Origin of the sequence: Corynebacterium durum, from assembly GCF_030408675.1 — a bacterium.
In the GTDB taxonomy this organism is placed as follows: Bacteria; Actinomycetota; Actinomycetes; order Mycobacteriales; family Mycobacteriaceae; genus Corynebacterium; species Corynebacterium durum.
Genome location: NZ_CP047200.1, coordinates 1620180 through 1643573 on the forward strand (window position 1 = coordinate 1620180; position 23394 = coordinate 1643573).

The window sequence follows — 23394 nt, forward strand, 5'->3', positions numbered from 1 at the left end:
GCCCATCACCACCACCAGCTACAGCACATATGCATATCGCTTCACCGCCGTTGTGCGCGTAAATCACATTACATACACTACGATGATTGGCTAGTTATGAATACAACCACTGACACACCACTTAAAAAAGATCTTTACCCGCTGTTAGACGACGTCTCTTTACGCGACGCTCGCACGTTCCGCCGCCGACTTAGCAAGGCACGCTCATCATCCGCGCTAGCCGCCATCGCTCAGGACATCAACGCTGCACGCGCTTCCTTAGCCGCAAAAAAGGCAAATTTACCAGTAGTTACATACCCGGATTCGCTCCCAGTGAGTGCGAGACGCGATGACATCGCTCAGGCAATCATGGAGAATCAAGTGGTTATTATCGCCGGTGAAACTGGTTCGGGAAAAACTACGCAAATTCCGAAAATCTGCCTAGAACTCGGACGAGGTGTCCGCGGCATGATTGGACACACGCAACCTCGACGACTAGCCGCCCGTACCGTCGCAGAGCGAATCGCAAACGAGCTGGGACAAGATGTTGGAAATAGCATTGGCTATGCCATTCGCTTCGATGATCGTGTTTCCCCTATGACTGCAATTAAGCTCATGACTGACGGCATTTTGCTGGCGGAAATGCAAAAAGATCGATTTTTGAATGCCTACGACACCATTATCATTGATGAAGCCCATGAACGTTCATTGAACATCGATTTCCTACTAGGATACCTCAAACAGTTACTTCCTCGACGCTCCGATCTCAAAGTTATCATCACGTCGGCAACCATTGACCCCGAGCGATTTGCCCGACACTTTAGCGATAGTGACGGAAAACCTGCTCCCATTATTGAAGTGTCTGGACGTACATATCCCGTAGAAATTCGTTACCGTCCACTTCAGCAGAGCCTTGGTGATTCCATCATTGATGTTGATCCGCTAGATGGTTTATGTGACGCCCTGATTGAGCTCATACACGAGGGACCAGGCGACATTCTGTGCTTCTTCGCCGGGGAACGTGAAATTCGTGATGCACTTGAAGTGATTAAAGCAAAAAAGTGGCGTGACATCGAGGTTGTTCCGCTGTATGGACGATTGTCCAACCAGGAACAACACCGTGTTTTTCGGTCGCATCGAGGTCGGAGGATTGTCCTGGCAACAAACATTGCAGAGACCTCCCTTACCGTCCCTGGCATCCGTTATGTGGTGGATACTGGCACAGCGCGCATTTCCCGTTACTCAACCCGCACAAAAGTTCAGCATCTTCCCGTAGAAAATATCTCTCAAGCCAGCGCACATCAACGTTCAGGGCGCTGCGGCCGCGTGGCGGACGGCATTGCGATTCGCCTGTACTCGGAAGAGGATTTTCTGACTCGAGCGGAATTTACTGATCCAGAAATTCTTCGCACGAACCTTGCCAGCGTGATTTTGCGCATGGCATCACTGCGCCTTGGGGATATAGCAGATTTCCCATTTGTAGAGGCGCCGGATCAGCGTTCTATTCGTGACGGTTTGCTGCTGCTTCACGAGTTGGGGGCGTTGAACGACGGCGAGCACAATGGGGCACCGAAACTGAGCGACGTCGGCAAGCAATTGGCGCGTATTCCTGTCGATCCACGCATGGCTCGAATGCTTATTGAGGCACAACAACTGGGGTGTCTACATAACGTGATAGTGATTGTCGCCGCGCTGACCATTCAAGATGTAAGGGAACGGCCACTTGATTTCCAAGCACAGGCCGATCAAGCGCACGCCCGCTTCAAGGATTCGAGCAGTGATTTTCTGAGTTATCTGAAACTGTGGGACTATATTTTACGCACTCGCCGTGAGCTGAGCGGTAATGCTTTTCGTCGTCGCATGAAGCAGGAATTTCTGCACTATATGCGCATTAGAGAGTGGCGTGATTTGGTGCAGCAACTGGAACAGGTGGCACAAGATCTTGGTTGGCTGACCCGTAATAGCGTCTCCGCAGATAACAATGGTGATGCGATACATCAGGCGCTGCTGACCGGGTTGTTGTCGCATATTGGCTCACGCAATGGCGAGTCTAAGGAATTTTCGGGTGCACGGGGAACGCATTTTATGGTCTTTCCGGGTTCGTCATTAGCAAAAAAGCCGCCTTATTTTATCATGGCCGCAGAACTAGTACATACATCACGGCTGTGGGCTCGGGACTGTGCTGAAATCGAGCCAGAATGGGTAGAAAAAGCAGCTTCATCCCTGTTACGTCATCAGTATTCGGAACCACATTGGTCATCAAAAAGAGCGGCAGCGATGGCTCATCAAAAATCTACCTTGTTTGGCGTCACCATTGTGGCCGATCGTATTGTCCCTTATCATCGAGTCGATCCAGGCATAGCGCGTGACTTATTTATACGGCACGCACTGGTTGAAGGTGAATGGAACACCCATCATGCCTTTTTCCACAAAAACATGGAAAAGTTGCAGTCTGCCTCCGAATTAGAGGATAAAGCCCGGCGGCGCGACATCGTGGTAGATGAGCAAACTCTCTTTGATTTTTACGACGCCCGTATACCTTCGTCCGTGACCACTGGTCGTCACTTTGATAGTTGGTGGAAAAAGAGACAGCGTACCGAACCAACACTCCTTGACTTTGATCCATCCAAGCTTGTCAGTGACACTCATAATGTGTCTGAGGTCGCTTTTCCCGATGTTTGGCGGCAGGGCAATGTGGAGTATGAACTTAGTTATCGATTTGAACCAGGAACCCCAGACGATGGTGTGACAGTTCGTATTCCCATGCCACTTCTGGCGGGTTTAACACCCCGCGGATTTGATTGGTTGGTTCCTGGTTTACGCAAAGAGCTGGTTACGGAACTCATTAGGACTCTTCCGAAGCCGCTGCGCCGCACAGTTGTACCGGCCTCCGATTTTGCCGCACGAGCGCTCCCACAACTGCACCCCTACCAGGGGGACAACGATTCAGAGACCACACTCACCAGCCAACTTGCCGACGCCCTGCGCACCCTCGGTGGCCATGGAATCAATGCTTCTGACTTCCAGTTGTCACAACTGCCCCCTCATCTTCGAATGTCATTTGCAGCTGTGGACAAACGTGGCGACATCATTGATCGTGACAAAGACCTCACCGCTTTACAGGAACGTCAAGCCGAGAAAGTCACCTCATCAGTTGGTCGCGTGGCTGGCTCCTCCGGGTCCTCGGTGGTCGAAGCATGGACAAACGACACTCTCGGGGCAATCGATGAGGAGGTTATCACTACGGTAGATGGGCAAAAAGTAGTGGCCTACCCGGCATTAGCGGTCACACCTCAGGGTGTGAGTATCCAGGTGCTTCCGACCAAAGCCGCTGCAGATGCTTCAATGATGACGGCCACGCTGACGCTACTCATGCGGGACATTACTGTGAGCGTGCAACGAATGCTAAATGGTCTCCCTTTGAAACAACGAGTGGCGGTAGAGCACTACCCCCATGGGGGTGCAGCTGGCCTCGTTGATGATGCCCGGGTGACAGCAATCCGAGATGCCATGTTGGAAGCTGGTGGACCAGCACGATCACCAGACGAGTTTGAACAGCTACGCGCTACCATCGCGCCAACAGTTCCAGCAACGGTGAGACAGATTATTGTCCAACTAGCACCAGCACTGGCGGACTATCACAATGTCGTTGAAGAACTAAAACGCTGGTCAGGCGATGCCATTGATGACATGACTGCCCAGCTGGAGTTTTTACTTCCGCCTCATGCCATTTCTGTCCATGGCATGTCACACCTCAAGCATCTTCCCCGCTACCTGCAGGCAATGCTCATTCGGTTAGAGGACATGGAGACCCACCCAGACCGTGATGCCGATAACCAGGACATTATCGCGGACGTGACAGACTATATACGCCAGCGTCTGGCACAACTACCGTCTTCCAGAGCAAAGTCCCGGGAGGTCAAAAACGTGTGGTGGATGGTGGAGGAACTCAGAGTGAGTTTGTTCGCGCAGCGCCTTGGCACCGCCCATGCAGTGTCCGAACGCAGGATACAGAAAGCGGTGGACAAGCTTCGCTAGCAGTATTATCTGCGTGAACGGTGTGATTCAGAGCTTCGTGCAGCCAATCTGGATTGTCGACGCATCATGCGAATTTCCGACTCGAAATCTTCCGCGCTTTCAAATGACTTGTACACAGACGCGAAACGTAAGTACGCCACCTCATCTAGCTCTCGCAACGGGTCCAGAATAGCTAAGCCAATATCGTTGGCGTGAACCTGTGAACCTCCATGCGATCGCACAGACTCCTCCACGGTTTGCGCAAGACGCTTAAGCGCATCTTCCGACACGTCCCTTCCTTGGCACGCCCGTTTCACACCAACTATTACCTTGTCACGGCTAAAGGGCTCCGTCAGACCATTCCGTTTCACGACGATAAGCAGAGCTTTTTCCACTGTGGTGAAGCGTCCACCACAGCTGGTACATTCACGGCGTCGACGGATAGTCGCACCTGATTCAATGGTGCGTGAATCAATAACCTTAGATTGATCTTTGTGGCAGAACGGACAATACATGGCAGAGTCCCATCATAGGTAACGGTAATGTGCTACCCCCGGTTGTGATACAGGCAATAGGGGCGCATATACCCTTATAGTAGCTGCTGACGCTACCCCCACGAGTCCGAGATCCTCAAGCAAGGTTTCACCTCAAGGTTGCCATCTCATCATTCACTTCATCCGATAAAACTACTGGTGACTACGCACTGTGATCTTTGCATCCGTGATAGCTGAGTCTGACACGGTGTCTTCTTTGCTACTCGCAAACCACACACCCGCCACAAAAATCAGCCCCGCAAGACCTCCCACAACGACGGTGCGAACAGTTGCCCACACTCGCGAACCGCCATTATTACCTTGCATTTCTGCGTCATACACGTCATATAATTCACGCTCTTCCATTCGAATGTGGACGGATCCCATTCGAACATGAGGCGTAGGTTGCTGCATGTAGCCATCACAAGAACCCATATCATAGCCACGCTCACCAAACATCTCCGGATGCGAGAAATCCAGAATATCACCAGCATAAAGGGCATCAAATGTAAGAGTCATGAAAAAGTCCTTTCCCAAACTTACCTGCACAACGCTTTGTCAGTGCACACAGAACCTTATCGAACGAACCCAACAAGGCGCGGCACTCATTGATTCATATGTTCGATATATAGCACCCACCCCAGACATTGTCTAGAGTGCGGGGGTAATTTCTCGAACACTCGTCCCACTTTTCCCTGCGCTTGTGTATTGTTGGGTGTATGAATCCAGGCTGAACATGGTTGTCTGCAGATCAGCTATAGCGCACTGTTCGAATCTTTTGCTCCCTGCGCTGGCCGTATGTGCAGCTTATGTGCGACTCACACCTACCAAGCTGAATGAGCGTTGCGCCATGTTCCTCACCATGGATTCGTGCGTTGTTACCGGAACGTTGTGATCGTAATGATCACAGTCAATAAGGGGATGTTGTGAACAAGCCAGTTAACAAGCCTGATCCGAAGAACCTGACGGCACGTCAGCGGAGAATACTGGAGGTCATTCGGGATGCTGTTGTGCTCCGCGGATACCCACCAAGCATCCGCGAGATCGGCGATGCCGCTGGCCTGCAATCGACCTCGTCGGTGGCCTACCAGTTGAAGGAATTAGAGAAAAAGGGTTTTCTGCGACGCGATCCGAAGAAACCTCGGGCCGTTGATGTTCGACACCTGCCAGATGCTGATGCCCCCAAAACTGGGCCGAAGCCCAGCAGGCCGGTTACCCAAGTTGAGGACCTTCCTGAGGATATACCCACACCTAGTTACATTCCTGTGGTTGGCTCCATTGCAGCAGGAAGCCCGATCCTTGCGGAAGAAAATGTTGAGGACTACTTCCCGCTACCTGCAGAGATTGTGGGCGACGGGGAGCTATACATGCTGCAAGTCGTGGGCGAGTCCATGCGCGATGCAGGCATCTTAGACGGTGACTGGGTGGTAGTACGCTCTCAACCTGTCGCTGAACAGGGCGAGTTTGTTGCTGCAATGATTGATGGTGAGGCTACAGTGAAGGAATTCCATAAGGATTCCACCGGAGTGTGGCTTCTGCCCCATAACGATGCGTTCTCCCCCATCCCCGGTGAGAACGCTCAGATTATGGGCAAAGTCGTGTCTCTGATGCGGAAACTCTAAAAAGGGGTAAGCCGCGCCCCCGCTTATCGTCGTGTGTACGACGAAAGATAAGCGGGGGTGCTTCCGGTTCAGTCCCCCTATTTTTGGTTTGTTGACTAAACGTGACGAGCACAACGCAAATGCCCGATATTCGCCAATTTTCGCAGGTCGAACACATCCGACGGTGCCTATTTTTTGATGCTAGTGTTGTTTTTCATTTTTTCGCTACCCCCGTTTTGTCTGCCTTGGGGGGAAGACATGACAAAATAGGTACGTGAATCGGGCATAAACAAGCCCTGCCGCTTCTGACTTAAGGAGTTTCATGTACGCCGAGGAGCGCCGTCGTCAAATCGCATCTCTTACTGCGATTGAGGGGCGAGTGAATGTCACTGAGCTTGCAGCACGGTTTGATGTTACTGCCGAGACGATTCGACGCGATCTTGCCGTTCTTGACAATGAAGGCACAGTGCACCGGGTCCATGGCGGTGCGGTGGCAAGCCAAAACTTCCAAACTGCGGAGCTTACTGTCGATGCGCGTGCAAAGTCAGCCTCATCAGCAAAGTCAGCTATCGCCCGGGCGGCGCTTGATTTTCTTCCGGCAGCTCAGGGGGGCATGTTCCTAGACGCGGGCACAACGCTGGCACCGTTGGCAGAACTTATCGCGGACCATCCAAATGCCCGGCAGTGGTCTATCGTCACCAACTGCCTACCCATCGCTATGAGCCTAGCCTCTGCGGGGCTTGACGAGGTACAGCTGCTGGGTGGCAGTGTTCGAGCGATTACCCAAGCCGTTGTGGGCGATACGGCACTACGCACTTTGGCGCTCATGCGTGCCGACGTCGCGTTCATCGGCACCAACGCCCTTACCTTGGACCACGGTCTTTCTACCGCAGATTCGCAGGAAGCTGCGGTAAAACGCGCCATGATTATTAATGCCCGTAAGGTCGTAGTGCTGTGCGATGCTACCAAAATGGGATGCGATTACCTTGTGAGCTTCGCCGGAATTGACGACATTGATGTTGTGATCACTGATTCCGGTGCCCCACAATCCATTGTTGATTCCCTCCGCGACCGTGAAATTCAGGTGGTCATTGCCCAGTAAGTATCGGGAAAACCACAATAAAAAGGTCGTATCCCCTACCTTTAAGGCGAGGGATACGACCTTTCTTTTCTAGCCACTAATAGCAACTATGGCTGGAGAATGTCACGTACTTTCTGTCGCGCTTCTGTCGCACCTTCTGCGTTGATGGCAGCTTCGGCGGCTTTCACGCAGGTGTCAAAGTCAATGGCGGAAAGCTGAGCACCGACGCCGGCGATGGCCGTAGATGCGCTAGACAGGGAATTCACGCCCAGGCCGACCAACACACAGGCCAGCAGCGGATCAGCGGCGGCTTCACCGCACACACCCACCGCCGTGTTAGTACGCTTGCCCTCTTCACACGTGTGCTGGATCAAGCGGAGAACGGCAGGCTGCCACGGATCGGTAAGGTATGCCAATTGAGGGGACATGCGGTCAGCCGCCATTGTGTACTGCGTGAGGTCATTGGTACCAATGGAGACAAAGTCGAGGTGGGGCATAATTTTGTCTGCCATCAGAGCAGCGGCCGGAACCTCAATCATGGCACCGGCGACAAGTCCACGCTCGGCGCACAGTCCTGCAAACCACTTAGCCTCACGGGCGGTGGCCACCATGGGGGCCATGACCCATGTCGGAGCGTTTTCGTCGCGTCCAAGTTCCTTGACGGCCTTAGCAATAGCATCAAGCTGGCGCGTGAGCAATGGCTCGTTGGCACGAGCAACACGCAGACCGCGAACACCAAGAGCCGGGTTCATTTCATCAGCCATGGTGGCAAAGGCAACGGGCTTGTCGGAGCCAGCGTCAAGGGACCGAACAACCACCTTGGAGTTGGGGAACCTTTCGAGGACTTTCTTGTATACCTCGGCTTGCTCATCGACGGAAGGTTCTTCTAGCGCCGAAAGGAAGCACATCTCCGTGCGGAACAAGCCAATTCCCTCGGCCTGTGTATCAGATGCAATGCGTGCTGCATTGCCATCTTGAACGTTGGCGAGAAGCTGAACGCGGTGACCATCTTTAGTTTCTGCAGGGCCGCGCCATTGTGCAATGCGCTCGGCGAGAAGCTTTGATTCGGCAACCGCAGCAACAGCGATCTCCGGGTCGGCGTTGAGAGTGATGGTGCCCAACGCGCCGTCAACAAGCACCTTGTCGCCCGCCTTGATGTCGTTGAGGTTAGATCCTACAGCGACGATACAAGGAACGTTGAGCTGCCTGGCGATGATAGCGGTATGGCTTGTAGGACCGCCGAGTTCGGTGACTAGGGCAACAAAGTGGTTTGTGTCCAGGGCGGCAGTATCTGCTGGGGAAAGATCGTCGGCGAAGAGAACCACTTCGCCGTTAACCTGCGGAAGGCCGGGTTCCTCTTCGCCGCGCAATTCAGCGATAACGCGATCGCGGATGTCACGGAGGTCGGTGACGCGCTCCGCCATCACGCCACCAGCGGCTTCGAACATGGAAATGAACTTAGTGGTCGCTGCTACGACGGCATATTCAGCCGGATGACCACTCTTGATGTTCTTGTTGACAGCTTTGCGCCAGCCACGGTCACGCACCATACCGGCTGTTGCGTTGAGCACTTCCTTCGCAGCGCCATCAGCCGCTTCCGAACGTGAACTGAGGCGTTCTGCAACTGTGTCGGCTGCGGTGGTGAATCGTTCGTATTCGGCTTCACGCTCACCAGCTTCCACAACCGGCCCAGAGGTCGGAAGTGCCGGGCGGGGACGGATCCATACAGCTTCTGCGTAACGGACACCAGGCACGACGCCGGTGCCGGTGATGACTGTGTCATCGCTCACTTTACTCATTTTTTGGTACCTGCCTCACGGTTTTTGGTTCAGCGTCGAAGATACCATGTTCCTCAAGGCAACAACACACAAACCAAAAATGAAAGTGTTGACAAACCCACACAAATGGGCGTAAACACAATTGTAGATGCAGCAACTCCACGTTATAGTTGCCCGTTTTTACCCATTGAGCTGCGGCATCTCACAAGAAACAACATGTTCATTCGAGACCCAGCTCATGGAGGTGAATATGCTCACAGTGCACGAGCGTCGTGCCGAAATTACAGCATTAGCTTCTAATCAAGGTCACGCAAGTGTCGCTGAACTGGCTGAACGTTTCTCGGTGACACCTGAGACAATTCGCCGGGATCTGAAGTATCTGGAATCCTCCGGCTTGGTGCACCGTGTTCATGGTGGTGCTGTGACAAATCACACCCTAAGGTCAGACGAGCAACCTTTTTGGGTGTCCGAAAAGTCACATTCTGCGGAAAAGAAGGCTATCGCGCAAGCGGCAATGCCTTTTATTCCAACACAATCAGGCAGCATCGTGATTGATTCCGGCACTTCCACCGCAGCTGTCGCACTGCTCATGGCGGACAGTTACCGAGGTCAGCGGTGGACTATCGTCACGAACTCACTGCCTGTTGGTATTTTGCTTTCCACCGCAGGAATCCCAGGAGTCAACCTTTTGGGCGGAACAATGCGGGCATACACCCAAGCAGTGGTAGGCGAACAGGCGGTTGCCACGTTAAAGAGTCTTCGCGCAGATGTCGCCATCATGGGCACCAATGCCCTCAGCGTTCACCATGGTTTGTCTACCCCCGATCCTTCCGAGGCTGCGATCAAACGAGAAATGATTTCCAGCGCAAACAAGGTGGTAGTGCTGTGTGATTCCTCCAAATTTGAACAGGATTACCTTGTCACATTCGCCGATTTGAGCGACATTGATGTGGTGATTACCGACGCGCACGCAAGTGAGCACTTCTTATCCGCCCTCCGTAACAACGATATTCAGGTCGTGATCTCTTGATTCTCACGCTGACCCCTAATCCAAGTACCGATCTCACTCTTGCTCTTGGGGAACAGCTGCAACGCGACAGTGTGCAGCGCCTCCAATCCGTGACCAGTGTTGCTGGCGGTAAAGGAATCAACGTCTCCAACGCCTGCGCGTTGGCTGGCGTTGACACCTTGGCGCTTTTCCCCGCCGCAGCTAGCGACCCTTTCCTTGAGCTACTCAAGGCAATTAACATTCGCCACCAGGCAATTCAGAACGATGGTGCCGTTCGCACTAACACCACCATCACCGAACCCGATGGCACGACTACCAAACTCAACGGACCGGGTTCGTTGCTTTCCGACGCCGCGCGCGCAGAGGTCGAACGCACACTCATCACCGCCGCCAAAGAAGCAACGTGGGTTGTCATGTCTGGTTCCCTCCCTCCAGGTGCCCCAACTGACTGGTATTCCGCACTCACCGCACAGCTGCGGAACGCTTATCCCCACATCAACATTGCGGTCGATACCTCCGATGCTCCTTTGCTGTCTTTGGCAGAAAACCTAGACTCCGCAGCCCCAACGGTAATTAAGCCAAACGGGTTAGAATTGGGGCAAATTGTGGGTACTGACGGCGAAGAGCTAGAAGCAGCCGCAGCTCGCGGCGAGTTTGAGCCGGTTTTAGAGGCTGCCCGAGAATTGAACACACGAGATATCGCTGAGGTCCTTGTGACTCTAGGTGCCGCTGGCGCAGCACTTGTCACCGAACAGGGCACATGGATTGCTTCTCCCCCGCCGACCATCGCAGTATCTACCGTCGGCGCTGGTGACAGCACACTGGCTGGGTATGTGATGGCACGACAGCAGGGGGCTGACTATGCAACAGCACTTGCCAACGCTGTTGCATATGGGTCGGCTGCAGCGAGCCTTCCTGGTACGACAATCCCCAGCCCAGAGCACATCAATGTCGCTGAAACAACTATCACGCAGCTTTCCTAATACAGATAAGGAATGACGATGACTGACAACATCATCACCCCAGAGTTGGTTGCGCTTGACGCCAACTTTGGCGGCACCACTACCGAAGTCATCACGAACCTCGCCACCTTGGTTCAGGGTGCCGGTCGTGCTACTTCCACCGACGTACTTGCAGGCGATGCCCTTGCCCGTGAGGCAAAATCGGACACTGGCGTACCCGGTGGCGTTGCCATTCCACATTGCCGCTCTGAAGCCGTCACCCAGCCAACGCTTGCGTTTGCCCGCTTGGATCCTGCTGTGAACTTTGGTGGCCCCGACGGTGACGCCAACCTCGTATTCCTCATTGCGGCCCCTGCTGGTGGCGGTAAAGAACACTTGAAAATCTTGTCTAAACTTGCCCGCGCATTGGTGAAAAAGGATTTCACGGCCGCACTGCGCAGCGCTGCAACGAAAGATGAAATTGTCGAGCTAGTGCTGAACGTCGTGAACGCTGCCCCCAAGAAGACAACCGCACCAGCTGCAACAACTGAGGCAACCTCTGTCCCCGAGGCGTCGGAAAGCAGCGCACCAAGCAACGATGTGACCCGCATCATTGCCATCACCGCCTGCCCGACTGGCATCGCCCACACCTACATGGCTGCGGATTCCCTCACCCAAACCGCTGAGGAAATGGACGGCGTGGAACTTGTGGTGGAAACGCAGGGTTCCTCAGCTGTGACGCCAGTTGCGTCTGAGGTCATCGACGCTGCTGACGCTGTAATTTTTGCCACCGATGTTGGCGTGAAAGATCGCGAACGGTTTGTGGGCAAACCTGTGATCGAATCGGGCGTAAAACGCGCCATCAACGAGCCCAAAAAGATGATTGAAGAGGCCGTCGCTGCGTCAAAGAACCCCAATGCATATAGGGTGACTGGCGGTAATGGTAGCGCTGAAGCGTCAGCTGATGCGGAAGGCGCACAGCTTGGCTGGGGCAAGCGCATACAGCAAGCCGTGATGACCGGTGTGTCTTACATGGTCCCGTTTGTCGCAGCCGGTGGTTTGCTGCTTGCGCTTGGTTTCCTTTTCGGCGGCTACCAGGTTGCTGATGTCGCAGAATCCGTGGTTAAAGACTTCAGCTTGTCCAATCTGCCTGGCACTATTTTCACTGAAGATGGTGAACAAGTGTCACGGACAGGTCTGCTGCTATACCTCGGTGCAGTGCTATTCGCTACGGGTCAGGCGGCCATGGGCTTTGTGGTTGCAGCGTTGTCTGGTTACATTGCGTACGCATTGGCTGGACGCCCCGGTATCGCCCCCGGTTTCGTCGGTGGTGCTATTTCTGTCACCGTTGGCGCGGGCTTCATTGGCGGTCTAATCACCGGCATCATCGCTGGTCTGGTGGCCATGTGGATTGGTTCATGGAAGGTTCCGCGCATTATCGGTTCGTTAATGCCTGTGGTGATTATCCCGCTGCTCACGTCCCTGGTTGTTGGTCTGTCCATGTACCTGTTGCTCGGACGCCCACTGGAAGCACTCATGACCGCCATGCAGGACGGACTGAAGGGAATGTCCGGTTCCTCGGCTATTGTACTGGGCATCATCCTGGGCTTGATGATGTGCTTCGACCTCGGCGGCCCGGTCAACAAAGCTGCGTACCTATTCGCCACTGCTGGGCTGTCCACCGGTGACGATGCATCCCTGAAGATCATGGCGACCGTCATGGCCGCTGGCATGGTTCCACCCATTGCGCTGTCCGTGGCCACCTTTGTGCGCAAGAATCTGTTCACCCCCGCCGAGCAGGAAAACGGCAAGTCTGCATGGCTTTTGGGCCTGTCCTTCATCTCTGAAGGTGCGATCCCCTTCGCAGCAGCCGATCCGCTACGTGTGATTCCTTCCATGATGCTGGGTGGCGCCGTTACTGGTGCGATCTCCATGTCCTTTGGAACCACCTCACGTGCACCCCACGGAGGTCTGTTCGTATTCTTTGCCATTAGCCCGTTCTGGGCATGGCTGGTGGCCATTGTGGCTGGCGTGATTGTTTCCGCTGCAGCCGTGATTGCCATGAAACAGTTCTGGCCCAATAAAGCTGTTGAAGCTGCCAACAAAAAAGCTGAAACTCAGCCTGTAGCAGCCTAAGATTTTCCCTAAATGTCCCGGTCGGAAAAAAGTTTGGGAATATCCGTGGCGCGGACGATATAACCGAACTAGGCTGGGATTCACGTTCATAAACCCTTCACGAAAAATCGTGAAAGAAAGGACCATTATTATGGCTTCCAAAACTGTCATCGTCGGTTCGGCAGTAGGTCTTCACGCTCGCCCTGCATCCATCATTGCTGATGCAGCTGGTGAATACGATGAGGACATCTTCCTGAGCAAGGTCGGTGAAGAAGACGATGAAGAGCCCACCGAGGCCGCTTCTTCCCTCATGATCATGGCAATGGGCGCCGAAAAGGGCGATCAGGTTGTGGTTACCTCCGATAACGCCGAGGCAGTGGAAAAGATTGCCGGTCTGATCGAGCGGGATCTGGACGCCGAATAGGCCCATTAACACCACACATAACCCCCACGTACCACATAGTCTGGCACCGTGGGGGGTTGTTGTTTATCTTTACATTCACCGCATTTCTTTCACCGGGCAATACAATTCCGTGATCACGTCCTCCGATGGTGTCTCAGGACCAGGTTCCACAATGTATTCCTCCCAACAGGGTTGGGTGGGAATGGAATAACCGTCTTTGACAAGATCTTCCACAAAATACTTCCACGCTTTGGCAAGCGTGTCGTAGCTGCCTCGATGAACCCACTTTGCAGCTTTCACCGCTGAAAACTGCACCGCTCCACTTGTTTTAGCCGCAACATCGGCAACAACAGGAAAGCCACCCAACATGTCTACGGTATCCACCACAGGCGTGAAATAATACGCAACAGCGGGCCCCAGAACAGAGCCACCAACATCAGTAATCCTGTCAGCGGTGTCGTTATAAACACGGTCAAAAAAGGTCACCATGCTATCGGCAGGTATGACGTCGCGAGTTCCCACAACCCACCGCTCAGGCACATCGACAATCGTATAGCTAGGCATATCCCCACTCTACCGACGTGATGGAATGAGTGTTATAGAAAAACAGCTACCAATCAAGCCATTGCTTACCCTGTGTGCCTTCCTCTCGAAGGCACACTCCCTTAGCTCCCCTGCCCCTCGCCCACTGTGCGGTACAGCCATTGAAGAACCGGATACAGCACGATAATTCCGGCGGAACCCCAGGCGATACCCTCCAACTCCACACCAAACACTGTCAGCGTCAGATTGCCAATACCCGCAACCAGCGCTACCGCAGCAGCCGTGATGTTAACCGGATTGTTAAAGTTCACAGCATTGTCCTGCCAGATGCGCACACCCAACAGCCCAATCAACCCGTACAGTACAATTGTGGCCCCACCAAGAACCCCGGTAGGAATGGTGAAAATAAGCGCACCAAACTTGGGAACAAAGGCCAAGGCAATCGCCGTCAAAGCAGCCACCCAGTAGGCAGCAGTGGAATACACTTTCGTCGCGGCCATGACTCCGATATTTTCCGCGTACGTAGTGGTGCCGGAGCCACCAAGACCACCAGCCAGCGTAGTTGCCACGCCGTCAGCGATGAGCGCATCACCAGCCAGGTCATCCATGGTGCGGCCCGTCATCGCTGACACCGCTTTCACGTGTCCCACATTTTCCGCGACCAGCACAATCACTACCGGTAAAGTAACGAGCGCAGCAGACACCTGGAACTGAGGAGTGTGAAAACCTGGCAGACCAATCCACGCTGCATTGGCAATGGTCTCACCTGCCCCCTCCGCGAGATTGCCAGTGGCCGTGGCAAAAAGCCACCCAACGATCACGCCAATCAAGATGCCTAAGCGCGCCACCATTCCGCGGCCTGCGACGGTCGCGATGAGAATGGCCGCCATGGTCACTGTAGCCACCAGCGGTTGTGCCGCGTAATTCGTCGCCGCTGTGGGAGCCAAATTCAGGCCGATCAATGCAACAATCGCACCGGTCACCGCTGGCGGCATCACTGCGTCCAGCACTCTAGGACCAGCGGTTTTCACAACAACCCCCAGCGCCACCACAACCACGCCTACGACAACAATGCCGCCGAGCTGCACTGCGATTCCTTCGCCCTGAGTAGCTGTCAATGGCGCAATAAAGGCGAAAGAACTTCCCAAGTAAGAGGGCAGCCTATTGCGGGTGATCAGCAGGAACACGATAGTTCCCACACCGGAAAACAGCAGTGTGGTGTTAACAGGAAAACCTGTCAATGTTGGGACCAACAGCGTGGCACCAAACATGGCAATCACATGTTGCATCCCGATGCCGATCGTTCGACCCCAGCTCAAACGCTCCTCGGGGGCCACCACATCCCCAGGAGTAATGTGCTTGCCGTCGCCGTGAACAGTCCAACCCCACCGTGGAAATGGGCGCGAACCCATGTTTGATGTACTCACGAAACTCTATTATCGCTCATTGCACGCAGCATAGAAAAACCACGTGCAATGGCCTAGGAAGTTTCGACAATGAAATCCTGAAGTTCTGTGGCTACTGAGTGGGGCAGACGGACGTCGATACGCGTGCCTTCGGCGGTGTAATCCTCCTTCAGCACAGTTCCTAGCTCGTGAATCCGTGCCACCACGCCGCCGTGTGTGAAAGGAATGAGCACCGTAACGTGATCGTCTAAAGAGTTGAGAAACAGCTCTACCCGGGCCTCAAGCTCAGCGATACCCTCCCCTGTGCGTGCGGAGACGAACACGACGTCATCAAGCACATGCCGCAGCTCCGCCAACGTCAGTGGGTCCGCCTGATCAATCTTGTTCACCACAATAATCTCTGGTGGGGCCTGAACCTTCTGCTCCTGCACAATCTCGGTAATCACCGAGTTCACGGCCTCAATTTGTTTCAGCGGGAACGGATCGGAGCCGTCAACTACATGCAACACCAGGTCCGCCTCAACGACTTCCTCCAAAGTAGAACGGAACGATTCCACCAGCTGTGTGGGCAAGTGACGGACAAAACCAACGGTATCCGTAAACACTACTGCACGCCCGTCCGCTAGTTCCGCGCGGCGAGTCGTCGGATCAAGAGTGGCAAAAAGCGCATCCTCCACCAGCACACCCGCGCCCGTCATCGCATTAATCAGCGAAGATTTCCCGGCATTGGTGTACCCGGCGATGGCAATCTGGGGAATTGTCGACGCCCTGCGCTGCGACCGTTTCACCTCGCGCGCGGTTTTCATTCCCGAGAGTTCTTTCCGCAACTTCGCCATCTCAGAACGCAGCCTACGGCGATCCGCTTCAATCTTTGTCTCACCTGGACCACGCAAACCAACACCGCCGTTAGACCCGGCGCGCCCGCCTGCCTGGCGGGAAAGCGCACCGCCCCAACCACGCACGCGGGTGATCAGGTACTCCATTTGCGCCAGAGACACCTGTGCTTTGCCTTCCTTCGATTTCGCGTGTTGGGCGAAAATATCAAGGATGAGCATGGTGCGGTCAATGACTTTCACGTCAAGGGCTTTTTCCAGCGCAATCATTTGTCCGGGGCTAAGCTCACCGTCGCAAATGACGGTGTCTGAACCCGTGGCTGCCACGATGTCTTTTAGTTCCTGCACTTTCCCGGAACCAATGTAGGTGCCTGGGTCGGGCCGATCACGCTTTTGGTACAGCATTTCGGTTACTTCCGATCCTGCGGTTTCCGCCAGTGCGGCAAGTTCCGCCATGCTGGCATCAATTTCAGCGGTGGTGCCTTCTGTCCAGACGCCGACGAGCACCACTTTTTCCAGGCGGAGCTTACGGTATTCAACGTCGTAACCGTCGGATTGTTCGGTGCTGTGGATATTCGTTCCACGTGTGAGGCGACGCAGGCTTGAACGAGCCTCAAGGTCGAGCTCACCTGTTGTAGGTGCCGCACTGCTATGTGGCGCAGCACTGGTGGCAGTCTCAAGAGGCTCGGCGTGGCTCAGATTATCCTGATGGTCGGCAAAAGCAGCTGCAAGTAGCTTATCGTGATGCTTGTTAGTCATTAGCGTTTATTGTCGCACGTCATGCACGGAAAAGCTACCTACCACCACCTCCCACGCGACAGGCTTCCTACTCAGCAGTCTCCTCGGTATCCTCCCCTGGTGCCCCAGGAACTCGACGTGTCAAGGTGAGGGTAACAAGACCCTGAGGAGTGCCCGGCGTGGCTGTGTGATTGCACGTTCCACCCTCATCGTCGGATAAGGCGCACCCGCCGCAGGATCCACCACATACAACATCAAGTCTTCGGTGGATATATCCGGTGCGTTCAAGGTGCTCCATCGCTGCGCTGACGGTGCTTTCCTGCAGCCCAGTCTGTTGGACAATTGCTGATACCGTTGTGGCACCACCTTCTATGGCTCGCGTAACTGCTACTAGCGGCCGGACTTCCTCGGACTCCGCAGCTGTTGCATTATCACCATTGCTCTTGTTTCGAGAGAACCATAGTTTCATCACAGGCCCTCCCCTACAGCCACAGTTTCAGGACTTGGAAGATCACCACTGCCAGAGCCCAAGCGGTGAAAAGCTGGATGGCAATGCCGATGAGAGTCCATTTCAGGCCAATTTCTCGTCGCTGTGCAGCCAGCGTGGCGACACATGGCGTGTAGGCCAGCAGGAACACCATAAATGCCCACACTGCGGCATGAGTGTGTCCACCCGATGCGTTATTAAAGTCCTGCTTGATGGCTTGAGCTAGTGGTGAGGTGCCTTGCTGTTCGCTATCTTCCTCAGTGGGGTCGTCCAGAGCGTAGGTTTGTGCCCAGGAGGAAATCACAGCTTCTTTTGCCACAAAACCAGTAATCAATGTTCCGGCAATGGACCAGGAGTCAAAACCAGCTGGGGCGAATATGGGCGCGATGCCATCAGACACTTTGCCATAGACGCTGTCTTGCGGTTGAAGGTTTTCATCGGCGAAGCTGTAGCCGCTCACCATGGGCGTGGATTGCAGCAGGAATACGACTGTAACTGTCACCACGATGATTCCACCAGCAGTGCTGAGGAAGCCCTTGAGCCGCACCCACATCACCGACAGCGCGAGTTTCGGTCCAGGGACCTGATATACGGGAAGGTCAATCACCAGCGGCTCAGACCCCATCCTGCGCCACAAGGAATTTTTCATGGCCAGGCCAACAAGGACGACTAGTCCAATTGAAATCAGGTACATGGCAAACACCACAGTGCCAGAGCTATTGGGATAGAACGTGGCGGCCAGCATCACGTAGACCGTTAACCGTGCCGAGCATGAGGTGAAAGGAATCAGCAATGCAGTCAGCAGGCGTTGCCGAGGTTGTGTCAGTACGCGTGTTGCAGAGATAGCTGGGACGTTGCATCCAAAACCAACGATCAGCGGAATGAATGCTTTGCCTGGAAGCCCAATGGACTTCATCAAACGGTCCGTGACGACGGCCGCGCGCGCCATGTAGCCGGAATCCTCCAGTACAGCTAGGCACAAGAACATGAGTGCCATCAGCGGCGCAAACGTGAGGACCATACCTACACCACCGATCAAGCCATTGACGATCAACCCTTCAAAGAGTGGATGCGTCAGTCCAACGGCTTGTAGTCCGCTCCGCACCGCGTCGCTGACTGGACCACCGAACAAAGCGTCCAACCCATCTTGCATGGGCTTAGCCACCGTGGTGGTGATTTGGAAAACGATCCACATAGTAGCCAGGAACATCAAGGGCCCGAATACTGGGTGAAGGGCAACCTTATCGATACGTTCGCTCCAGGAAGTGGGGCGCTTATCATTGTTGGTGGTTGCTGCCGACACAGCTTTTTCCACCCACGCGAAGCGGGCATCAGCGAGATCAAATTCCGAGACTGTAGGGTCTGCACCTGCCGGAACAGTGACGGGGCGAAGAACCTTGGGCTCCTTACGCATTTCCTCTGTCACAGCTTCTCCCACTGCGACAAGGTTTGAGCGGTGGCGTGGGTCTACCTCAAGCACTCGTACGCCCAATGCCTTCTCAAGTACTTTGGCATCAATAGTGGTGCCAAATGAGTCAGCCACGTCTGTCTTGGTCATCACCACCACGGTACGGAACGGCTTTTCCGCCAGCTGAGACACCATATAAAGGCTCCGGCCTAGACTTGCGGCATCGACCGCTACCAAAACTAGATCAGGACGTTCCTTGTCTTCACAGTCAATGACAAGATCACGGGTCAACTTTTCGTCTGGGCTAATCGGGTCCAACGAATAGGCACCTGGGAAGTCAATAACGTCGTAGGTTGTCTCACCCACTTTCCACGCACCACGGCTGACCTCAACGGTAGTTCCAGGCCAGTTACCCATACGTGCCTTGGCGCCGGTCAACCCGTTAAACAGGGTCGATTTTCCGGCATTGGGAGCACCCACAAGGGCAATAACAGGAGAACCTGCGGGGGCGGTTTTTCCATGGCTTTCGCAACGGCAGGTGGTTGGCGCGCTAGCTTTCGTTGCCACTACTGCTCACCTCCAGTCTTTACTGAATGAACTTTGATGCTGGATGCGGTCCGACGGTCGAGGGCATACCGGGTGTTATGAATGCGAATCACACGCCCCCCACCACTGGTCTTCTGCACCACGCTCACATGGACGCCAGGGCGCAACCCCAGTTCCGCGAGCCTTCGTTTAATATCGGGCGCAATGAGATCGCTGTTAATAGGAGACAAGACGCATTCGTTGCCGATGGGCACGGTAATCAGAGGAAAATCATCCATGCTATGAGCATTGGCGCCCATATGGTTTTTCCTAGTCTCAGACTTTGAGTCGGGTGAGGCGGATTGAGACATCGCCAGCCATCCTCTCCTACTTGCACGTATTGATGCATAAAAGCTGTTCCACCAATAGTTGGGAACTAGTCACATTCGAAATTACTACCGAGACAAAGCCTAGACATACCTACCCAAGGTGTGGCTTACATTACGTATTGTAGGCACTTCACATAACCACTGGTCAGAACCATCCAACTACCCCCATTAAGCACCCCCTTGCTGTTCATTCATAGTATTTTTCCTAATACGTAACTCAGCGTCACCCACACCCACCAGTAATGGTGACATGACATCAAAGCGCAAAACGACATCCCAAGCTAACCCAAACCTATGTGCATCATGTGTGATTTCTTAACAAAGCCCTATGTAGGATAAAACAATTTTTGGCCCGTGCCATTAAGATGAGAGCATGAACAACGATCTGAAAAGCATCGGTATGGATTTCCCCCGATGGCAAGATGCGATCGAGGCAGCCATCGCATCGGAGAAACTTGCGGTGACCGGAGAAGTCCGCGGCGGTCAGCTCATTCAGTTTGCGGACCCCTCAGGCGCTCAGATCAATATCCTTGCCGTAGATCCTTTTGCTACCTATGCGGGTTTTGCCTCCTCTACTGCAGCAAATGCGCATGTCAACATGGTTAATGACGTCCTCGCCTTTGCAGAGATCGTTGATGATAGCGGTACCCCTCTCGGCAGCGTGACCTGCAATCTTGCTCAAGGACCGCTACTTGTCGACGAACCCACCATGCAGTGGGAACAACTTGCCATCACTGCTCTTGCTGTCGATATAAACACTTACGAGAGTGCTGAAGCCTTCGCAGCAGCACACCCCGGCGCGCATACAGAAATTCTCAGCATGCTAGTCAGCCAAGGTGCTATGATTGTGTCAACAGGTGATGGTTCACAAGTACCTGATGCCTCAGCAGCCCTCACCGCACGCGTAACTTCTGCACATTACCGCACAAACGAGCTCACTGGTCAGCGTTTTATTCACGCAACTGTAGATGGGCCTTTCCCCTTTGATGTGTGCTTGCCCGATGCCCCGAAATTGCCAGAAAATGGAACAATTCTAGCCGGAACAGTCATGCTGACCGGATCCATACTCCCCCCGGCAGGATGTGGAGACTCCTGCGGCGACTCTAGCAGCGGATGCGGATGTGGTTCAGGTGGCTGTGGAAACCACTAAAACCATGAGTGACCTCAGCCCATACCCGCCACATTCACGACGTCCCTTTGACTACTGGGCGCTCGTGATCATTGGCATGTGCTGCTTAGCACTGGTGGTATGGCTGAAAACACTCGGTGTGATCCTCTCCCTTGGGATTATTGCCGCATTATATTGGGCGTTTAAGCTGCGCACATCCGCCCCGGAGGCTATCTCACTGCAGCGCTCCATTGATCTTTCCCGCGCTGACATTGTTGATGTTGTTGATGCCTTTGAACGTTTCCGTGATAGCGGCGATGCTGAAGCCATCGCTGATCGCACACTTCAGCGCCCCGAGCTGAATAATCCCAATTCCACCGACCCAGACATAGAATCTTTCTATATCCAGTTGGCCACGGCTCGACGATTCCTGCAGCGCCTTGACATACATCTTATGTCGGCCAGCACCACAGAGGAACTGGAATCGTTGCTTGCTATCACAGACAAGCGCGCCTTTGAACTCAACCAATCATGGATAAAGGCACGCCGCGCTGCCGTCCGGTTCAAGCGTGGTTAATCAACACGCCTTCCGCCACAATCGCGGAAGGCCCCGTCAGTGTCGATCCATCATGGTCAATGCGAACAGTAACTTCTCCACCTGGTACCACCACAACCACCTCTCCCTTATCGACGCCCGCGTCGGCTAAGGCTGCCTGCGCAGCTGCCACCGTTCCTGTACCGCAAGACCGGGTCTCCCCCGAACCACGTTCATGCACCCGCATGTGCACACGACCGTCGACAAGCTCGGTCAAGACTTCAATGTTGACTCCCTCTGGGAAAAACGCTGGGTCAAAGGTGAACTGTTCAGCAATGGGAAGTTCCCGAAGTGCCTCAGGGGTTAGTTTGGGGATAACGCAAGCCAAATGCGGATTCCCAACATCAACCCCCAAGCCTGCGAAATGATAATCCGCAACTGTGCATGTGGAGACACCCAGAACCGATGGCACACCCATGTCGACGCTGACCACAGCATCAGACTCCGTGACAGAGTGCACAGTCACCGGACGCGCCCCGGCGCGAGTTCCCACAATAAAGCTATTGCTATCGACGAGACCGCGAGACGTCACCCAGTGGGCAAACACTCGAACCCCGTTCCCACACATTTCAGCGATGCTACCGTCGGCGTTGCGGTAGTCCATAAACCAGTCTTCTGGCTTGACCTTAGGGGGAAGCTCCGTAAGCACGCCAGCATCGACCAGTGCCTTAGAGCGGACAACGCGAAGCACCCCATCTCCCCCTAAACCGGCGCGTCGATCGCAGAGTTGCCGTACAAACTCTGGCGTGAGGTTCAGTGCCGCGTCTGGATCGGGCAGGATAATAAAGTCGTTTTCTGTGCCGTGGCCTTTGGCAAACGGGATGGCATCATCGAAGTTGGATTCAGTCATGCCAAGAAGTCTAATGCTTGCGCGTACGTATCACCGGAGGCATCAATCCAGTGGGTTCGCGGGTCCCGGTTGAACCAGGATTTTTGGCGGCGCACGTACTTACGCGTTCCGGTGATGGTGCGATCCACGGCTTCGTCCCAGGTCAGCTCACCCGCCATTGCGGCCAACACATGGGCATAACCAATGGCCCGTCCGGCGGTGGAATCAGCCACCAAACCGGCGGACACAAGACGTTTCACTTCTTCCACCAAGCCTGCGTCGAACATGGCGTGCGTGCGCTGTTCTATGCGAGGGTTCAACCATTCTGTAGTGGTTCGAAGCCCCAGAACACGGGTTCCCCACCGTGGCGGCTGGTTGATAGGTGGTTGCGATGCGGCAAAAGGTTTTCCGGTCAACTCAATTACTTCAAGGGCGCGGACGGTACGTCGTGGGTCTTTGTCTTCAATCACAGCAGCGGCAGCCGGATCAATGGCGGCAAGTTCGTTGTGGAGCGCTGTGATTCCAATATCGTTGAGGCGCTGTTCGTAACGGGCACGGACTGTTGCGTCTGTGGGTGGGAAGGACCAGGCGTCGAGAAGCGATTGCACATACAGCATGGACCCACCAACGAGAATGGGAACGTTACCCCGAGCCATGATCGCTTCGACATCGCGGATCGCGGCCTGCTGATAGCGCGCTACTGAAGCAGTTTGTGTAACATCCAGAACATCAAGTTGATGGTGTGGTACACCCATGCGTTCGGGGATGCTGAGTTTCGCAGTTCCAATGTCCATGCCTTTGTACAATTGCATGGAATCAACATTGACCACTTCACCCCCAAATTTCTGCGCCAACGCAATACCCAGCGCCGATTTACCCGAAGCCGTCGGTCCGATCACCGCAATTGGTGTTACCACGCGCTGGTCCTTTCTGCTGGTTACCACTATGTCACCCCAGCCTAGCCTGCTATCAACTGCATGTTTCAGGGGAGGGTTGTCACCGCGACAAAGTAAGCCACGGTAAAGTGATTCCTTGTAGCTACACGCTTTTGTTGTGTTCTACGTTACGCAGGTAAG

General features: G+C 54.3%; 20 protein-coding genes. 9 read left to right on the forward strand and 11 right to left on the reverse strand.

Annotated features, from left to right (window positions below; translation table 11 throughout):
- The first annotated feature begins 96 nt into the window (after positions 1 to 96).
- On the forward strand, positions 97 to 4017 hold the full coding sequence (gene hrpA / locus CDUR_RS07540; protein WP_179417727.1) for an ATP-dependent RNA helicase HrpA: 3921 nt from the start codon (positions 97 to 99) through the stop codon (positions 4015 to 4017).
- A gap of 5 nt (positions 4018 to 4022) precedes the next feature.
- Here the strand turns inward: hrpA and nrdR are convergent, their stop codons facing one another.
- Together nrdR and CDUR_RS07550 are read right to left on the reverse strand one after the other, a co-directional pair.
- Positions 4023 to 4511, reverse strand: a complete 489-nt coding sequence (gene nrdR / locus CDUR_RS07545; RefSeq protein ID WP_179417728.1) for a transcriptional regulator NrdR — start codon at positions 4509 to 4511, stop codon at positions 4023 to 4025.
- A gap of 171 nt (positions 4512 to 4682) precedes the next feature.
- Positions 4683 to 5048 (reverse strand): hypothetical protein, encoded by a 366-nt coding sequence (locus CDUR_RS07550; protein WP_179417729.1) that lies wholly within the window; start codon positions 5046 to 5048, stop codon positions 4683 to 4685.
- A 407-nt stretch (positions 5049 to 5455) separates the two neighbouring features.
- Here CDUR_RS07550 and lexA point away from each other — a divergent pair, with 407 nt between their 5' ends.
- Together lexA and sugR are read left to right on the forward strand one after the other, a co-directional pair.
- The gene (gene lexA, locus CDUR_RS07555; RefSeq protein WP_006063597.1) at positions 5456 to 6151 is read left to right on the forward strand and encodes a transcriptional repressor LexA; all 696 of its coding nucleotides are present in this window, start codon (positions 5456 to 5458) and stop codon (positions 6149 to 6151) included.
- Between the two features lie 301 nt (positions 6152 to 6452).
- Positions 6453 to 7232: a transcriptional regulator SugR gene (gene sugR, locus CDUR_RS07560; RefSeq protein WP_006063599.1), complete on the forward strand. Its 780-nt coding sequence runs from the start codon at positions 6453 to 6455 to the stop codon at positions 7230 to 7232.
- A gap of 86 nt (positions 7233 to 7318) precedes the next feature.
- On the opposite strand, the gene ptsP is transcribed toward sugR, so the two are convergent.
- The gene (gene ptsP, locus CDUR_RS07565; protein WP_179417730.1) at positions 7319 to 9010 is read right to left on the reverse strand and encodes a phosphoenolpyruvate--protein phosphotransferase; all 1692 of its coding nucleotides are present in this window, start codon (positions 9008 to 9010) and stop codon (positions 7319 to 7321) included.
- A 229-nt stretch (positions 9011 to 9239) separates the two neighbouring features.
- On the opposite strand from ptsP, the gene CDUR_RS07570 reads away from it, so the two are divergent.
- The 4 genes from CDUR_RS07570 (at position 9240) to CDUR_RS07585 (ending at position 13478) form a co-directional block, all read left to right on the forward strand.
- Positions 9240 to 10019, forward strand: coding sequence for a DeoR/GlpR family DNA-binding transcription regulator (locus CDUR_RS07570; protein ID WP_179417731.1), 780 nt, complete (start codon positions 9240 to 9242; stop codon positions 10017 to 10019).
- Positions 10016 to 10981, forward strand: a complete 966-nt coding sequence (locus CDUR_RS07575) for a 1-phosphofructokinase family hexose kinase (protein ID WP_179417732.1) — start codon at positions 10016 to 10018, stop codon at positions 10979 to 10981. The genes CDUR_RS07570 and CDUR_RS07575 overlap by 4 nt, the downstream gene beginning before the upstream one ends.
- 18 nt (positions 10982 to 10999) lie before the next feature.
- Positions 11000 to 13075 carry a PTS fructose transporter subunit IIABC gene (locus tag CDUR_RS07580; protein ID WP_179417733.1) on the forward strand — a complete coding sequence of 692 codons (2076 nt, stop codon included), beginning with the start codon at positions 11000 to 11002 and terminating at the stop codon, positions 13073 to 13075.
- A 130-nt stretch (positions 13076 to 13205) separates the two neighbouring features.
- Positions 13206 to 13478, forward strand: a complete 273-nt coding sequence (locus CDUR_RS07585) for an HPr family phosphocarrier protein (protein ID WP_006063605.1) — start codon at positions 13206 to 13208, stop codon at positions 13476 to 13478.
- 75 nt (positions 13479 to 13553) lie between these two features.
- On the opposite strand, the gene CDUR_RS07590 is transcribed toward CDUR_RS07585, so the two are convergent.
- The 6 genes from CDUR_RS07590 to CDUR_RS07615 form a co-directional block, all read right to left on the reverse strand.
- A complete protein-coding gene (locus CDUR_RS07590; RefSeq protein WP_006063606.1) occupies positions 13554 to 14021 on the reverse strand; it encodes a GyrI-like domain-containing protein in 468 nt (155 codons plus the stop codon).
- A 101-nt stretch (positions 14022 to 14122) separates the two neighbouring features.
- Positions 14123 to 15412: a uracil-xanthine permease family protein gene (locus tag CDUR_RS07595; protein ID WP_179419073.1), complete on the reverse strand. Its 1290-nt coding sequence runs from the start codon at positions 15410 to 15412 to the stop codon at positions 14123 to 14125.
- A 68-nt stretch (positions 15413 to 15480) separates the two neighbouring features.
- Entirely contained in the window at positions 15481 to 16998 is a 1518-nt protein-coding gene (gene hflX / locus CDUR_RS07600; RefSeq protein WP_179417734.1) for a GTPase HflX, read from the reverse strand.
- 67 nt (positions 16999 to 17065) lie between these two features.
- Complete coding sequence (locus CDUR_RS07605; protein WP_179417735.1) at positions 17066 to 17446, reverse strand: helix-turn-helix domain-containing protein; 381 nt, start codon at positions 17444 to 17446, stop codon at positions 17066 to 17068.
- 13 nt (positions 17447 to 17459) lie between these two features.
- Entirely contained in the window at positions 17460 to 19439 is a 1980-nt protein-coding gene (gene feoB / locus CDUR_RS07610) for a ferrous iron transport protein B (protein ID WP_179417736.1), read from the reverse strand.
- Entirely contained in the window at positions 19439 to 19696 is a 258-nt protein-coding gene (locus CDUR_RS07615) for a FeoA family protein (RefSeq protein ID WP_081598691.1), read from the reverse strand. The genes feoB and CDUR_RS07615 overlap by 1 nt, the downstream gene beginning before the upstream one ends.
- A 463-nt stretch (positions 19697 to 20159) precedes the next feature.
- Here CDUR_RS07615 and CDUR_RS07620 point away from each other — a divergent pair, with 463 nt between their 5' ends.
- Both CDUR_RS07620 and CDUR_RS07625 read left to right on the forward strand, forming a co-directional pair.
- Positions 20160 to 20936: a hypothetical protein gene (locus tag CDUR_RS07620; RefSeq protein ID WP_179417737.1), complete on the forward strand. Its 777-nt coding sequence runs from the start codon at positions 20160 to 20162 to the stop codon at positions 20934 to 20936.
- Between the two features lie 4 nt (positions 20937 to 20940).
- Positions 20941 to 21471 carry a hypothetical protein gene (locus CDUR_RS07625; protein WP_179417738.1) on the forward strand — a complete coding sequence of 177 codons (531 nt, stop codon included), beginning with the start codon at positions 20941 to 20943 and terminating at the stop codon, positions 21469 to 21471.
- On the opposite strand, the gene dapF is transcribed toward CDUR_RS07625, so the two are convergent.
- Positions 21458 to 22339: a diaminopimelate epimerase gene (gene dapF, locus CDUR_RS07630; RefSeq protein ID WP_179417739.1), complete on the reverse strand. Its 882-nt coding sequence runs from the start codon at positions 22337 to 22339 to the stop codon at positions 21458 to 21460. The two genes, CDUR_RS07625 and dapF, sit on opposite strands and share 14 nt — an antisense overlap.
- Entirely contained in the window at positions 22336 to 23235 is a 900-nt protein-coding gene (miaA, locus tag CDUR_RS07635) for a tRNA (adenosine(37)-N6)-dimethylallyltransferase MiaA (RefSeq protein ID WP_179417740.1), read from the reverse strand. Before miaA ends, dapF begins: the two co-directional genes overlap by 4 nt.
- Between the last annotated feature and the right edge of the window lie 159 nt (positions 23236 to 23394).

Excerpts from the sequence above, each read along its gene's own strand:
- hrpA (WP_179417727.1), top strand. The coding sequence starts at position 97 with ATGAATACAACCACTGACACACCACTTAAAAAAGATCTTTACCCGCTG.
- nrdR (WP_179417728.1), bottom strand. The coding sequence starts at position 4,511 with ATGTATTGTCCGTTCTGCCACAAAGATCAATCTAAGGTTATTGATTCA.
- CDUR_RS07550 (WP_179417729.1), bottom strand. The coding sequence starts at position 5,048 with ATGACTCTTACATTTGATGCCCTTTATGCTGGTGATATTCTGGATTTC.
- sugR (WP_006063599.1), top strand. The coding sequence starts at position 6,453 with ATGTACGCCGAGGAGCGCCGTCGTCAAATCGCATCTCTTACTGCGATT.
- ptsP (WP_179417730.1), bottom strand. The coding sequence starts at position 9,010 with ATGAGTAAAGTGAGCGATGACACAGTCATCACCGGCACCGGCGTCGTG.
- CDUR_RS07570 (WP_179417731.1), top strand. The coding sequence starts at position 9,240 with ATGCTCACAGTGCACGAGCGTCGTGCCGAAATTACAGCATTAGCTTCT.
- CDUR_RS07580 (WP_179417733.1), top strand. The coding sequence starts at position 11,000 with ATGACTGACAACATCATCACCCCAGAGTTGGTTGCGCTTGACGCCAAC.
- CDUR_RS07585 (WP_006063605.1), top strand. The coding sequence starts at position 13,206 with ATGGCTTCCAAAACTGTCATCGTCGGTTCGGCAGTAGGTCTTCACGCT.
- CDUR_RS07590 (WP_006063606.1), bottom strand. The coding sequence starts at position 14,021 with ATGCCTAGCTATACGATTGTCGATGTGCCTGAGCGGTGGGTTGTGGGA.
- CDUR_RS07595 (WP_179419073.1), bottom strand. The coding sequence starts at position 15,412 with ATGGGTTCGCGCCCATTTCCACGGTGGGGTTGGACTGTTCACGGCGAC.
- hflX (WP_179417734.1), bottom strand. The coding sequence starts at position 16,998 with ATGACTAACAAGCATCACGATAAGCTACTTGCAGCTGCTTTTGCCGAC.
- CDUR_RS07605 (WP_179417735.1), bottom strand. The coding sequence starts at position 17,446 with ATGAAACTATGGTTCTCTCGAAACAAGAGCAATGGTGATAATGCAACA.
- CDUR_RS07615 (WP_081598691.1), bottom strand. The coding sequence starts at position 19,696 with ATGGATGATTTTCCTCTGATTACCGTGCCCATCGGCAACGAATGCGTC.
- CDUR_RS07620 (WP_179417737.1), top strand. The coding sequence starts at position 20,160 with ATGAACAACGATCTGAAAAGCATCGGTATGGATTTCCCCCGATGGCAA.
- CDUR_RS07625 (WP_179417738.1), top strand. The coding sequence starts at position 20,941 with ATGAGTGACCTCAGCCCATACCCGCCACATTCACGACGTCCCTTTGAC.
- dapF (WP_179417739.1), bottom strand. The coding sequence starts at position 22,339 with ATGACTGAATCCAACTTCGATGATGCCATCCCGTTTGCCAAAGGCCAC.